Origin of the sequence: Fusobacterium massiliense, assembly GCF_900095705.1 — a bacterium.
GTDB lineage: Bacteria > Fusobacteriota > Fusobacteriia > Fusobacteriales > Fusobacteriaceae > Fusobacterium > Fusobacterium massiliense.
In genome coordinates, this window is sequence record NZ_LT608327.1 from 505,547 (window position 1) to 520,377 (window position 14,831).

The following is a 14,831-nucleotide window of genomic DNA, read 5'->3' on the forward strand; positions in this document are numbered from 1 at the left end:
TTAATCAGCCTTTACTCCAATAAGATTTTTAGCATCTAGTATATCTAACATTAAAACTTCTCCATCTTCTTTTTTTATTTTAAATTGTGATTTATCTCCAGAATTTAAAACTGTTAAAAGACTGAAATTTTCAATTCCATGGCTTAAAAAATAATTTTGAACAATAGGAGTTCCTTTTATTTCTACTATAGATACTTTTGTTCCCACTTGGAAATCTGTTATTGTCATAGGTTTAAAATAGTCTGTTTTATTTCTTAATGATTCTAAAATAACTTCAAATATATTTACAAATTTTTCTAAATCATCAGCCGGAATATTTTCAGTTATAGATGCCATTATCATTTTGTGATAATTGTTATGATAAGTTAAAGCATCTATTCCTTTTTTTGTAAGAGATACAAATACTTTTCTTCTATCAGTAGTCGATCTAGCTCTATCAATATACCCTTTATCTGATAATTTTGAAATTGCAACAGTGGCTGTACCCATAGTTATTCCAATTTTATCAGCCAATTCATTCATTGTAAGCTGAGTATCTTCTCCTATTGATTCTATTATGTGTAATTCTGTATGTGTTAAAGCTTTTATTCCTCTTTTTAATGCCATATCTTCTGTTTTGTAAAATAGTTTGTAATATTCCTCTAAAACATCATTTACTCTTTCAATATTTACTGTCATTATTTCCCTCCCTTAGATTTCAATAAATCAATTCTTTCTTTATAATCTCCTGAAAACACATAAGAACCAGCTACAAATACATTAGCTCCTGCTTCTACACAAACTTTTATAGTTTCATCTGTAATTCCACCATCAACTTCTATATCTATATCAGCTCTCATTTCTCTAATTTTCTTTATTTTTTCTACAACAGCCGGAATAAATTTTTGACCTCCAAAACCTGGATTTACACTCATAACTAACACCATATCTAAGTCATTTATTACATATTTTAATACTTCTTCTGATGTTGATGGGTTTAACGAAACTCCTGCTTTTACTCCTAATGCTTTTATTTGTTGTATTACTCTATGTAAATGAATAGTTGATTCAGCATGAACAACAACTATATCAGCACCTGCTTTTACAAAATCTTCTATATATCTTTCTGGTCTATCTATCATCAAATGCACATCAAAAACTAGATCTGTATATTTTCTAACGCACTTAATTACAGGGGGACCAAAAGTTAAATTTGGCACAAAATTCCCGTCCATAACATCTATATGTACATAATCTGCACCTGCCTTATCTATAGCAACAATCTCTTCTCCTAATTTAGAAAAATCACTTGATAATATAGATGGTGCTATTTTAATTTTATCAGTCATATTTATTCCACCTTTCTTTTAATAACTCTAAAGTTTTTTTATAAAAATTATATCTCTCTTCTGATATTATATTTTCTTCTACAGATTTTTTTATACTACACCCGGGTTCGTGAATATGATTACAATCTAAAAATTTACAAGCTCCTTTTCCTGAAAACTCTGGAAATAAATCTATTAATTCCTCTCTATTTTTTATGTCAGGTAGGTCTATTGAAGAAAATCCAGGAGTATCTATAATATAGCCTCCACTTTTCATTTTCATCATATTTGAATCCCTTGTTGTATGTTTACCCCTTCTTAATCTTTCACTTATTTCACCAGTTTTTAACTTTACTTCACTTTGTAAAAAATTAATAAGACTAGATTTCCCAACCCCACTAGGTCCTCCAATCACAGTAATTTTTCCTTTAATGTATTCCTCAACTTCTGTAAGTCCTATTTTCTCTTGGCAAGAAATCATAAAAAAAGGAACATCTATATTTTTTAAAAAAAGTAACTTTTCTTTTATAACTTCTAATTCTTCTGTTGTTAAATAATCAATTTTATTTACTATTACAATAGGTTTTACATTAAAATAAAATGCTGTTAATAATAAAAAATTTATTCTATCATAGTCTATTTGAGGATTTTTTGCAGCAAATTGTATTGCTAAATAGTCTACATTTGAAACAATAGGTCTGATTAAGAGATTTTTTCTCTCTTTTATTTCTTCAATAGCATTATCTTCTGAAACTTCAACTATATCTCCTACAACACAATTATATTTATTATTTTTCTTTTTCAATACTCCTCTTAACTTACATTCTAAAACTTGGTTTTCTATTTCTACATAATAAAAACCTTGTATTTTATTTATAACTACTCCTTGTATTTTATTCATCTCCTTATTATTCTAATCCATTACTTACTAAAAATACAAATTTTTGCCCTTTTGATACAGGTTCTCCACTTTTTGGAGATGTTGCTATTACTTGACTTATAGGTAACTCAGATTTTATTCTTTTTACCTCTTGAACAGACATTCCATTTTTTTCTAATACAGCTGTTGCATCAAGATAATTCATTCCAATTAAATCATCTAAAAATACAGATGGTTCATCTTTACTTACCCATATTTTTATGTTTCTATGTCTTTTTACTATTTCTCCTTCTTCTGGCTCTTGTACAGCGACTGTTCCATAAGGTAAATCTGAATAAATTTCTCCCATTTCCCTTATGTTTAAGGCTGATCTTGATATAGTTTTTTTAGCTTCTTCTAAACTTAGACCTACTAAGTTAGGAGTTTTATAATAAAATTCATTAAAGTAAATTCTTATAAATAGACGTGAGCCTAAAAAGAATATCAACAGCAATAGAATAGCATTTACAATTATCTTAGATGTTTTTATTCCTTTTTCTTCCTTTATATTTTTTGACATTTTCATCACCTATAATTATTATTATTTAAATTATTTATTTTTGCAATAGTAATTTTAATAATATTTACTCCTTATAAAATAAAAAAATTATATTTTCATAAATATATTATCTACAAATTAATAAATTATTTTATTTAATTTTATCATATTATTATAGACATAACAAGTATATTTTTCAAAGTAATTTATTTTTTAATAGTAATTTCAGTTAAAAATTATTTTGAAAGTCAAAAATATTTTTTAATGATAGATATTAGAACAATATGGAAAAGTATGAGTATAAGAATATTATTTTTTTTTAATTCTTCCCAATATTTATTTGATACAGATTAATCTTGTACATACAATTTTTTATAGTTTCTAGCATACCTATCACCTCTTAGCTAAATTTGACATTAAATTAAGTTAAAAAAGAACGAGTTACTATATCTTATTTTTCAAGAAATGGTCTATGCTTTTTCACTTTCATAACTCATAATTAAGATCGATTTAAGAATAACTTTTTTAGAGAAATTTCAATATGGTTTTACATCAATTAAAGAAGATATAAATTTGAATACTAGCTCTTTAGAAAATTTAAATTCCAATATGGTTTTACATCAATTAGCTATTGCTTATGCTGAGGTATTAATTTCACAATTTTAAATTCCAATATGGTTTTACATCAATTGTTGAACAAAAAGTAGATTTCTCTCAATATGTTCCTGGTTTTAAATTCCAATATGGTTTTACATCAATTTTAGTAGTATTTGAAAATACAGAGCTTCAAGTGATTTTAAATTCCAATATGGTTTTACATAAATTAAAGCTATCAATGATGATGGAACACCACTAGATGAATTTAAATTCCAATATGGTTTTACATAAATCTCTATAAAAATGAAAATGCTTTAGTTGTAAGTGACATTTAAATTCCAATATGGTTTTACATAAATGAAATGATTAGAAAGAATACTTTAAAAGCAGTAGTATTTAAATTCCAATATGGTTTTACATAAATAAATTAGAAACAGAAGTTAGAAGAACTAAAGCAAATTTAAATTCCAATATGGTTTTACATAAATGTTCATTGATGCTTCTCCATACTTTATTTTAGTATCATTTAAATTCCAATATGGTTTTACATAAATTGAAAACGTTCATGTGAAAATGAGAAGAAGAAAGACATTTAAATTCCAATATGGTTTTACATAAATAAAATTCCCTCTAAAAATAAGTCATCTTCATTGCTATTTAAATTCCAATATGGTTTTACATAAATAGAAGAGAACAGGTAAGAGAAGTTCTCTAAGAGGTACATTTAAATTCCAATATGGTTTTACATAAATAAAAATAATGAAGCTAAGGAGTTAGCGACTAATTTTAATTTAAATTCCAATATGGTTTTACATAAATCTGAAAAACCTACCCAAACAATATCCCCAACTTTACGATTTAAATTCCAATATGGTTTTACATAAATAAAACTTCAAGAAACATATAAAGATTTATTTAATCCATTTAAATTCCAATATGGTTTTACATAAATCTTGTAGATAAGGATTGTTAATTAATCTCTGCGTACATTTAAATTCCAATATGGTTTTACATAAATTTGTCATCATCATGAAATTTTGCAATACTACCATTATTTAAATTCCAATATGGTTTTACATAAATAAAATAAAATTGAATTAATACAAGGTTTAAAAATAAATATTTAAATTCCAATATGGTTTTACATAAATAAGATTAATTATTTTTTATTTTCAAGGGGGGATTATTTATTTAAATTCCAATATGGTTTTACATAAATTCAAAAACTACAAAGCATTAGCTTATGCAAGTGATAATTTAAATTCCAATATGGTTTTACATAAATTTGATTGAAGAAGGAATAGAAGTTCAATTAAATCAATTTAAATTCCAATATGGTTTTACATAAATTCTGTAGAGGCTGCAAGGATAATGAAAAGATTTTCAATTTAAATTCCAATATGGTTTTACATAAATAGGCATATTAAAAACTCTTTAATATAAAATATCTTTTTTATAGTTTTTTGTCAATCTAAAACTAATAAAAAAAATTTAAAAAAATTAAAAAATCTTAATTTTTTAATTTTATTAAATCCATTTGTAAATAAAGACTTCTATCCTTTTTTCAGGATTGATATAATGTTCCACTTGTTTAACTAAAAGCTGTCCTGAAACATTCATTTCTCTTGGATAAAAACTTCCTGTATAAAAAGTATAGTAATTAAAAAAATGTATTGGGATACCAAATTGTGATATATAATTGATAAATTTAGTATTAAAATTCATTTCAGACATAATATAAAAATCATCAATCATTTCAATAGGGATATCTCTTTTTTCATCTTGTTCATTGATAAATGTTATCGTATTATCTTTTCTTTTTAAAGTTCCATTAGTGTAAAGAAAATAACTTCTTTTCATATTTGTTCCCTCCTATACAAAGCATAAATCAAAATAAGCACATTTTTTACAAATACTCTTTTTCTCTAATATAGGAGGGCTTTCTTTACCTAAAATTTCTTTAATTCCTATTATTATATTTTCTAAGTTTTCTTTGTCTTTATCAGTTAAATTAACTTCAACTGTTTGTTTTAATAATGGATAGTCTAAAATACCTTTTAACCCAACTAATCCCTTTTTTTCTAAGTAATACAAATAATATTGAACCTGTAGTATTGAAGCTGGTTCTATTGAACTACTTTTTTTATTTCATGTAATATTTTTTTTGAACGAATAAAATCAATATTTATAACCCCATCTATATTAATTTTTTTCTCATCTCTAGTATAACTATTTTCTTCCAATAGTTTCCCTAAAATAACATTTGAGTTATTTTCTTCAAGTTGAATGTCATTGGTAAAATACCATAGTTTTCTTTTACATACTTCATAATAATAAACCATCAATCCCGTTATATCCTTATCCATAATATCTATCTCCCCATAGTTTAATTGATAAAGTTTTACTTTTATGTAGTTAAAATTATTTTGAATTAATTAAATAAATTCATATGTTGGAAGCCCATCTTTGAAATCTTTTGCACTAAAGCCTAGTTCTTTATCATAGTTAGCTTCCATAATTGTTATTTTTTCAAATTTATTTATAGATTCAGATTTATATTTATTTGCATCAGCTTTTCCCTTTAAAATTTCTCCTATATATTTACTTAATTGATAATATTGAATTGAAAGAGTTTTCTTTAAAAGTTCAGTTTTAGCTTTCTGCCTTTCCTCTAAACCAAGATTTGTATCTTCAATTTTTTTTATAAGTCCCTTTATATTTTCTTCATTTTCTTCATAAATATTATATGGGATTACAGTAACACTTTGAATATCTCTAAGTTTTAAATCATCTTGTGAATTTTTATCACTATTTAAAATCATTTGATATTTAGCATAAGCTTTCTCAAATTCGTCAACAAAAGAGCTATCTTTTAAGTTTTCAAAACTTAAATTTTCTTCTATGAGTTTTATCTTATCTCCCTCATTAATTTGTTTAGAATAATTTTTAAATAATTCATTGTAGTCTTCAGAATTATCTAATTCGGTTTTAGATATAACTTTACAGTAATTTTCTAGACCTTTTTTTGAATTTTTATAAATATCTTTATCTATAAATCCATATTTTGAATCTTTTTCTTTCAAATATTTATCTTCAATTTTTAAATAAATAAAACAATTAGCTTTATCCACTGATTTTTTACCTTTACGGTTACATCTTCCAAATCTTTGGAATAGTGAATTTAAATCCTGTAGTTCTGTAAATAAATAATCAAAATCAATATCTAGTGAAGCTTCAACAAGTGAAGTTGATATCCAAATACCTTCTCCATTAAATTCAGTTTTTCCAAAATTTAAAATTTCTTGTTCTTTGCTTTCTCTATCCTCACGAATAAAGTTTGAATGTAACATGTTAATTTTATTTTTTAAATCAACTTCTTCTTTTAATTTTAAATAAATTTCTTGAGCTTTTTTTATGGTATTACAGATAACTAAAATCTTATTTGATAATTTTTTTTCTTTTCTATTTTCTCTAAATTGCCATAAAATTTGCTCTATTCCAATTTCATCATCAATAAGTACTATATTATGTCTTATTTTTTGATTGTTAGTAAATTTCTTTTTTATAAAAAGAGCTTCTTCTGTAGTTTCTTCTGGCTTATCTAAATTTTTTATCACATTTTGATTATCTTTCATCAAGTATTTATTTAAAAAATACTCAATTATTGGTGGAAAAGTAGCTGTAACAATAGCAATTTTACCTCCCATTTCTATAATTTTAGTAATTCCAAAAATTACAGCAGCCAGTAAATTTGCATCATACATTTGCATTTCATCTAAAATTATTTTTGAATAAGAAAGAGTAGCTAGTTTTGATTCATAACCTTTATATTTTAGAATAAAGTTAAATATTTGGTCTGGAGTACAAATAGTTACAGGTAGAGATAAATGTTTACCTCTTTTATTGTATTCTAAGATATCCATTTCCTTTTCATCATTATCATCGATAACAAGCTCTTTTTTATTATTCAAATAATATTCAAGAGAATTTGAATGCAATAAACCTACTCTTTCTTCTTTATTTTCTCCTTTTATTATAACTTCATTAAATCTCTTATACATTGCATTAATAGCTGTTCTAAGGGGAAGAACAAAGAATATCTTATTATTTCCTCCCCAAAGAAAGCCTCCTTCAGTTTTACCCATTCCTGTGTCTGCTATTGCAATTATATTTTTATGACTGTTTTCCTTACAAAATTTTTGCATATCATTCCAATCAGCTGATTTATCTTTTTCTTTAAATTCGTTCAACAAATTATTTAGAGCAGGTTCCAAAAAGTCATTTGGATATTCAATTTGATATCCACCACTAGCTGAATGGTCACATTTTATAAGTAAACCTAGTAATTTTATATTTTCTATTGTATTTAAATCTTGATAAGTTAAGTCAAGAGGGATAGAATCCTCATAAGTGATTATTTTCTTTGGTAAATTGCTTTTTAATAATTTATCTAAATTTTGAAAAATTTTAAAATTTATAGTACTAATTGCATCCGAATACCTATGATGAAAAATAACTGAATAAAGAACAGATAAATAATCATCTTCTGAAATAAAATCTTCAGAATTTATTAGAAAAGCTGAGATAATATTATGTTCTACTTCATTCTCCTTATCAAACTTTAAATATTTAGAGTCATATTTTTCACCATTAATTTTTTTTATATTTTCTTCTATTCTTTTTTGAAATTTAAAATTAATTTTTCCAACATCGTGATAATCAATGGCAGAATTTAAAAGTAATATTTTCTTCTTATCATTAAGATATCCTAGATTTATTAAAATGTTTTTTTGCTTTTTTAAATCTAAATTATGTTCAAAAATATTTCTATCGGGTTTTGCTTTATATTTTTTTAAAAGTTCTTCACTCAGCATTGGTGTCTCCTACATTAATAAAAATATTTAGCTAGAAAATTTTAAAACTTTCTAGCTAAATATATAATTTTTTAATTAAAGAAAATTAACTAAAATCTCTTGTTTTTCATTTTGACCTAATATTTCTAAATAATCTAATTTTACGTTATCACTACTATTTTTTGCACCAACAGCATTACAATACACAGCAGGAATTTTTATAAAGATCCTTTTATTTTTTTCAAGTTTGTAATTTTTATCTAAATAATATTTAGTTCCTCCAGCTTTGTGATCTTCATCAACAGATAGTGGAAGAATTTTTTTCGTTGTTACATCATCATTTTTTAGATACATAGAAAAATTATAAAGTCTTTTATTTTTTGAAAACTCTTGTAATTCAACTATTTTACATTCAATAACTTCAACAAAATCTTCACTTCTTCCTAAAGATTGTAAATTGAAGATATTATTTTCTATATCTTTTAAAGTTTCTTCATCAGCTTTTACATGTAAAATTAGAAAAATATCATTCAAAACTTCATAACTTTTTAAAGAGGTAACAAGATTTTGAAAATGACTATAAGGTTTAGTGTAGTTTTCATATTCAAATTTTTTAAAATCTTCTTTGTATTTTTCTTCTTCATATTTAATTTTCTTTTCTTCCTCTGAAAGCTCTTTAAATACTTTTGATTTTTTATCTTCTTTTTTCTTTTTATCAGCTATTTCTTTTTTTAAAACTTTAAATTCTTCTAATTTCTTTTTATATTCACTATTTTTTAGTTCTTCAATTTCTTTACTTTTCTCCTTTAAATCACAGTATTCTTGTAGCAATTCTTCGTTATGAACTTGAATCGTGATTCTATCTTTAAAGCTATTTCCTTGACTTTTTTTTGCTGAGGCAACTTTTATAAATGCTCCTGAAAATGCATCAGGATCAACTACTTTTACCAAATTTCCTCTATCATCTAAAGCAGAATTTAAAAAACAATAATCAGTGTAAACTTTTCTTGATAGAGAAGTAAATTTACCCTGTATGCTTACATCCATAGAGTGATATTCTGTATATCCACATATATTGTGTAATGCACCTATTATTGTTGATGGTATAGGTAAAGGATAAGTCATTTTATTATCAATTGTTCCAGCTTTTCTATAATTTGCTGAACTTTGTTTTAAGATAATTCTTAAGGCTTCCATAATATGCCTCCTATGCTCCATAATAATTTTTTACATCTTCAATTAAAGATTTAAAAAATTCTCTCATAGATGCTGGTTGTAATTCTTTGACTATTTCAGCTTCATTTGTAAAAATATCTCCTTTTAATAAAGCACAGTTAAATCCATCTTCTTTCTTTTCTTTTAGAGCTTCTCCTAAAACTAATGCTCCTTGTTCAACTCTAACTACATTTTCAAAATAGTGAGTTTTTCTTAAAGATAAACCTCCAATAGCAAAAACAGGCTCAGCATTATCTAAGTTTCCTTTTACTATTAAGCTTAAGTTTTCAATAGCTTCTAGAATAGATTTTACTCTTTCAAACTTTTCTTTATTATCAGCTTCTTTATCAGGAAAATTAGGATCTTTTCCCACTTTTTCTAAATCTATTGTTAAGCTATATACTTTTAATGATTTTTCATATTCATATTGATAAGGCATTAAACCAACTTTACCTGCATCTTTTTGAACATTTAAATTATTAGCATTGGCAAAATTAGTTGCTAAATATAGGTTATTATGAAAACGAGTTTCATTTATAAAGCTTTCTGTTGAAATTGCATCTGTTAGATAGAAAGAACTATTTCTTACATAAGTACTTTCTTTTGTATTCATGTATCCACCTTCTAAAGCACGACAGTTTGTAGCATTTAAATTTTCATCAACTTTTTTTTGTGTAGCTCCATTTGCTTCAGTTTCTAAGTCTTCATACATTCCACTTTGTACCATGATTGCATTTTTTAAACTTTCACGACTACGGATAGCATATACATTTCTATCTCTATAAATTTTTTGAACACTTGAAATATTTCCTAATCCTTCAGAATAATTTGATGTCATATTTGCTACTATTGTGATTGTTAATGCATTTTTTTTCATTTTTTCTCCTCCCTATTCTTGATCTCCATTTTCTTTATTTTTTTTACTTTCTAATCTATTTTGTTCTAATTCTAAGATAAAATAATGTATTATATCTTCATTTTGAGTTTGATTTTCTATATAATCAAAAGCAAAGCTAAAATATACTCCTGAGTATACTGATAATTGAGTTAAAACATCTAAAATCCTTTTATGATTTTTAGCAACAACTGAACTTAACAATTTTTGTCTGTATGATGCTAACTTATTTAAAGAATTATCTTTTATAAATCTTCTTACAACTTCACTTGCACAAGCTTTTATAGAACTTTTTAGATTCTTATCCATTTCTTTTCCCCCATTTCTTATTATTCGATTTACTTTAATTAATTGATTAATAGCATAGTTGTATTTAAAAAGTTTTGTTAAATTTTCCCTAGTTACATCTATTTTTATAAAACTTTCTCTATCTTTTAATAAATATAAAATACTATTTGTTAATAAACTTAGATTTAAAATAGCAGAGAACACTTCATCAAGAAGATTAAAATAATATTTATCAGTAATTTTTATTCTGATATCCAATTTTGAAAAATCTTCAATCTCTTTTAATACTTTTATACTTTCATTTCTTAAATACCAAGTTTCAAAATATTCTTTATCCCTATTTTTATAAATTATTTCCATTCCATATTTGATATAGTCAACTTTTTTTTGTAGGATATTTAAAAATAATTTTTTTAAAGGTACAGAATTTTGATTTCCTTCTGTTTCTTCATTTTTTTTCTCTTTAATTGCTTTTTCTTGTTTAAGACTTTTTAGTCTTTCTGTTTCATTCTCTTTTTCCTCAGAAAAATATTCTCTTAATTTATAATTCATATTTTCTAATATTTCTAAATCTAAATTATCATTTAAAAATATAGTTTCAAAAGGACTTCCAGTAAAAGCAAATGGGATAAAATCAAATATTTCATCATCAAAGTAATCTACACTACTAGAAACAAAGTTATAACCTGTTGCCTTAGACTTTCTATTAGGGTCAAAATAATAACCTTTGAGCCTACAAGGACTATTGTCTCCTTTTTCTAAAAGTCTACTTGTTTGACAATAATTATCATATAAATCCTTTTTATTTCTAAAAGTTTCTTTTATAATTGAATGTCTATTTTCATCAAGTAACTTCAATACTTCATCTTTATTTGTTCCATCAAATTTTGTTTTTGAAAATACTTTTTTTAAAACTGTGTTTGCTGACATATTTTCTTTTATGCTTTTTATAATTTCTGTGGTAAATTCTTTTGTATGCTTTAATTGATTTTCTAATTTTTTATGTGCCAATGCCTCTTCTGAGTAAAATCTTTCAATAAAATCTAAATAATTTTCTTCATTGATATCTTCTTTATTATATAGTAAATAACTATCAGTAATTTCATCAATAATTACCTTTTTTATCTCATATTTCTTTTCTAATTCTTTAAAATAATAAATTAATCCTGTAATAGCTGCTGAATATTTCCAATCAGAAGCAGATATTGCAGTATCAAAACCATATTCATTCTTATCAATATCATACTTCATCTTTGATCTCACCACCTAGATACTCTAAAAGTCCAAATCCTTGTGATAAACGACTACCCATACCTGTTCTATATATTTCTTCTAATAAAATTTTAGGAGCTTTTACTTTAAATCTTCCAGTTGTCACAGGAAACTTTAAATCAAAATGTTTAACAACTATTTTTCTTCCTTCTAATAGTTCACAACTAAAATCTTTAAAAATATCTTCAGGATATCCTAATCTTTTAAACCTTTCTTTCATTAACCAATTTAAAACTTCTTCAAATCTTTTATTTCCCACTGAATAGTAGATATCTTTGTTTTCTTCTTTATTATGTTCTCTTACTACAACTCCTCCACCTATTGTAGTTTGAAAAATAGCCTCCTCCCCTTTAATAATTTTTTCTTCAATTATTCTGACATCTTTTAAAATCATATGAGTATCTTTAGGTAAAGGAAATTTTTTATTTCTTTGTGATAAAAATACATTTACCAACAAGAAACCTATATTATTTTTTTCTGAACAAGATACTACAACTTTCATTTCAGGTCTTTTTAAATAAATTTCTTCTCCAAAATATTTATCCAAAGGAAAAATTACAGAAAATGAATAATCTTTTATTTGAGTTCCTGTAAAAAATTCTGGATAATATTTTGAATTATGTGCCTCTGTTAAAGACTTCTTAAAGAAACTTATAACAGTTCTTCTGATTTCTATTGGAAGTCTAACAGTACCTAATTCAAAATCTAAAATAAACCTCATTGCTCTCCTCCTTTTTATTTATTTTTATTAACTTTTAATGTATTTTTTTAACAACTTATAATTTTTAATTCCATATATTTTAGCTACTTTATTTCTTTTAATTAATTGACACACTGTATGATATAGTGTTTTAAATTGATAATTAGGATTTATATTTTTTATAAAATAAATTATTATTAATATAGAACTGAATATTCTATCATATCTGTTTAATATATTTGAAAAATCAGTATTCATTTTAGGAATAGTTCTCAATTTTAGATGAATGATAGACATATTATGAGCACATAAATTTCTAACTAATTTTATATTGTTCACATAAGAAGTAAATTCATCAACTTTAAGATTATAAGTACGAGCAATAGATACCTTATTTTTTTGTGACATCATCTCAAAAAGATATAATACTTCCCCAAAAGTTAATACTTCTGACAATCTCCAGATACTTAAATAAGTTTCAGTTGGATTATTTATAACAAAATCTTTAATAATAGAATTATCTGAAAATAATTTCATTTTATTCTGAATTTTCTTTTTAAACTTTGATTCTTCATTTTGAATTTCTTGTTTGGGTCTAGTCCTATCACACCAACTTGAAAAGTTTAAATAACCAAATGCTCCATATTTAACTCCTAAAAGATATGCAATTTTATTTTTTATTGACAATTCAATTTTTTCTGAACATTTTAAAAATTCCATTCTTAAATTTTTATCAAAATAAAAATTTTGAATTACTGCTTCAAAAGAAGTATTTTGTTTATAATTTCCACTATTGTCCATAAAAAATGTAGAAAACTGTTTAATTTTATAATAACTTATATGTTTTAATCTTTCAAGAGCTTTCTCCTTGTTTTTAACAAGCATTCCTCTACTTATAAATTTATTTAATTGTTGCTCGTAACTTAAATGGATTTCACTACAGCTCATATTAAAACCTCCATAAAGAAAAAAACCCCTGCATCGGACGTATCCGTGTCATATTGACAAGCAGGGGTATTGATCTCTTATTTATGTACTTGTATTTTAAACTATTTTATTTGCTTTGTCAATTAGAATATTATTTTGAAATTATAAAAATCTAATTTTATATTAGTATTAAAAATCTTATTTTTATCCATTAGAAATAATTATATTTTAAATTATTATAATATATTTTATGTTAACATAACTTCTCTTTTTTTTCAAGTTTATATTTTAATTATTAATAAAAATTAATATTAAATAGAAACAAAGGTGCTTCTATAATCTAGATTTTTTTAATTTTTATTTGATTTTTTATTTTAATCATAATAAAATATACAATGTATCTTCTAAATTAGAATTTAAATTTAGATATAATCTATTTTAAATATTTTTTTACGTTTTTCCAAATTGGAAGAAATCAGCAATTCATATTTACTTATTAAAAAAATAATAAGTAGAATATGAGTTGCTTTTTTTATTATTATGTTATAATTGAATAAAAATGCTAGGTGATTAAATTATGTTAAAAATTGAAAAAATAATACTTAAAAATAAAATTGTACATAAAGATAATTATTTTGAAATTGGTTATTGTGAAGAATTAAAAATTTATATGATACATATTTTTGTTTCTTGGATTGCTACTTATTATAGATATTACAAAATAGATGAAGAAGATTACAACTTATATAAAAATAATCCTCAATCATTCTATAAAAAATATGAAAATGAAATCAAACAAAATAATAATGCTTATACAGAAAACTTTATAGGCTCTTCAGCACTTAGAGATTATGATGGAGTTAAAGATTTTCAATATTCTTATCCTACAAAAAATAGAATTATAAATCCATTTCAAAATTATGTTTATATAGAAGGTATTTTATTTGGAAGAATAATATGGGAGATAGGAGAATTTTTAATTCCACCATTTCAAAAAATTATTAGAAAAGATGGAAGTTATAAATTTCCATTGAGAGAAATTTGTGAACTAAAAAATGATAGTTCAGAAAATTCTTTATGCTATTACTTTGCTTATTGATGAAAAAAAATACTTGCATAAAATTAATTATTAAGTTATTTATGTATTGATATTAAAAGATAAAATAAACTGTACTTTTTAAATTGCTCCACTATTGCACTTAAAAGATAGTTTGATAAAAAAATAATTTTTATATAAGGGATATGATACCAGTAATTAAAAGGGGTTATCTAGTGGATAAGGAAGTAATAAAAAAAGCCAATTGCAGATTTTTAAAAAAATCTTTTGCAATTGGCTATCTTTTTCTGTAAAATTTATTT

General features: G+C 23.9%; 12 protein-coding genes, 1 pseudogene and 1 CRISPR repeat array. Of the genes and pseudogenes, 1 reads left to right on the forward strand and 12 read right to left on the reverse strand.

What is annotated here, in order from left to right; all coding sequences use genetic code 11:
- The 12 genes and pseudogenes from BQ2505_RS06745 to BQ2505_RS06800 all read right to left on the reverse strand — a co-directional run bounded on the left by BQ2505_RS06745 (position 1) and on the right by BQ2505_RS06800 (position 13,493).
- Positions 1 to 678, reverse strand: coding sequence for a MarR family winged helix-turn-helix transcriptional regulator (locus BQ2505_RS06745; protein WP_074017002.1), 678 nt, complete (start codon positions 676 to 678; stop codon positions 1 to 3).
- A complete protein-coding gene (rpe, locus tag BQ2505_RS06750) occupies positions 678 to 1,328 on the reverse strand; it encodes a ribulose-phosphate 3-epimerase (protein ID WP_074017003.1) in 651 nt (216 codons plus the stop codon). Before rpe ends, BQ2505_RS06745 begins: the two co-directional genes overlap by 1 nt.
- Complete coding sequence (rsgA, locus tag BQ2505_RS06755) at positions 1,321 to 2,208, reverse strand: ribosome small subunit-dependent GTPase A (protein ID WP_074017004.1); 888 nt, start codon at positions 2,206 to 2,208, stop codon at positions 1,321 to 1,323. The genes rpe and rsgA overlap by 8 nt, the downstream gene beginning before the upstream one ends.
- Before the next feature lie 7 nt (positions 2,209 to 2,215).
- The gene (locus tag BQ2505_RS06760; RefSeq protein ID WP_235817380.1) at positions 2,216 to 2,746 is read right to left on the reverse strand and encodes a PASTA domain-containing protein; all 531 of its coding nucleotides are present in this window, start codon (positions 2,744 to 2,746) and stop codon (positions 2,216 to 2,218) included.
- A gap of 506 nt (positions 2,747 to 3,252) precedes the next feature.
- Positions 3,253 to 4,738: direct repeats of the CRISPR family, unit length 30 nt; unit sequence ATTTAAATTCCAATATGGTTTTACATAAAT.
- Positions 4,739 to 4,849: 111 nt separating this feature from the next.
- On the reverse strand, positions 4,850 to 5,182 hold the full coding sequence (gene cas1 / locus BQ2505_RS06765; RefSeq protein ID WP_235817381.1) for a CRISPR-associated endonuclease Cas1: 333 nt from the start codon (positions 5,180 to 5,182) through the stop codon (positions 4,850 to 4,852).
- Between the two features lie 12 nt (positions 5,183 to 5,194).
- Positions 5,195 to 5,688, reverse strand: a pseudogene (cas4, locus tag BQ2505_RS09035) (CRISPR-associated protein Cas4).
- Positions 5,689 to 5,757: 69 nt separating this feature from the next.
- Complete coding sequence (locus BQ2505_RS06775) at positions 5,758 to 8,196, reverse strand: CRISPR-associated helicase/endonuclease Cas3 (protein ID WP_074017006.1); 2,439 nt, start codon at positions 8,194 to 8,196, stop codon at positions 5,758 to 5,760.
- A 75-nt stretch (positions 8,197 to 8,271) separates the two neighbouring features.
- Entirely contained in the window at positions 8,272 to 9,372 is a 1,101-nt protein-coding gene (gene cas5, locus BQ2505_RS06780; protein WP_074017007.1) for a CRISPR-associated protein Cas5, read from the reverse strand.
- Positions 9,373 to 9,382: 10 nt separating this feature from the next.
- The gene (gene cas7i / locus BQ2505_RS06785; RefSeq protein ID WP_074017008.1) at positions 9,383 to 10,267 is read right to left on the reverse strand and encodes a type I-B CRISPR-associated protein Cas7/Cst2/DevR; all 885 of its coding nucleotides are present in this window, start codon (positions 10,265 to 10,267) and stop codon (positions 9,383 to 9,385) included.
- A 12-nt stretch (positions 10,268 to 10,279) separates the two neighbouring features.
- Complete coding sequence (gene cas8a1 / locus BQ2505_RS06790; protein WP_074017009.1) at positions 10,280 to 11,824, reverse strand: type I CRISPR-associated protein Cas8a1/Csx8; 1,545 nt, start codon at positions 11,822 to 11,824, stop codon at positions 10,280 to 10,282.
- Positions 11,814 to 12,566 carry a CRISPR-associated endoribonuclease Cas6 gene (gene cas6 / locus BQ2505_RS06795; protein ID WP_074017010.1) on the reverse strand — a complete coding sequence of 251 codons (753 nt, stop codon included), beginning with the start codon at positions 12,564 to 12,566 and terminating at the stop codon, positions 11,814 to 11,816. Before cas6 ends, cas8a1 begins: the two co-directional genes overlap by 11 nt.
- A gap of 27 nt (positions 12,567 to 12,593) precedes the next feature.
- A complete protein-coding gene (locus BQ2505_RS06800) occupies positions 12,594 to 13,493 on the reverse strand; it encodes an Abi family protein (RefSeq protein ID WP_074017011.1) in 900 nt (299 codons plus the stop codon).
- 556 nt (positions 13,494 to 14,049) lie between these two features.
- Between BQ2505_RS06800 and BQ2505_RS06805 the strand changes: the two genes are divergently transcribed.
- On the forward strand, positions 14,050 to 14,571 hold the full coding sequence (locus BQ2505_RS06805) for a hypothetical protein (protein WP_083232328.1): 522 nt from the start codon (positions 14,050 to 14,052) through the stop codon (positions 14,569 to 14,571).
- Positions 14,572 to 14,831: the final 260 nt, after the last annotated feature.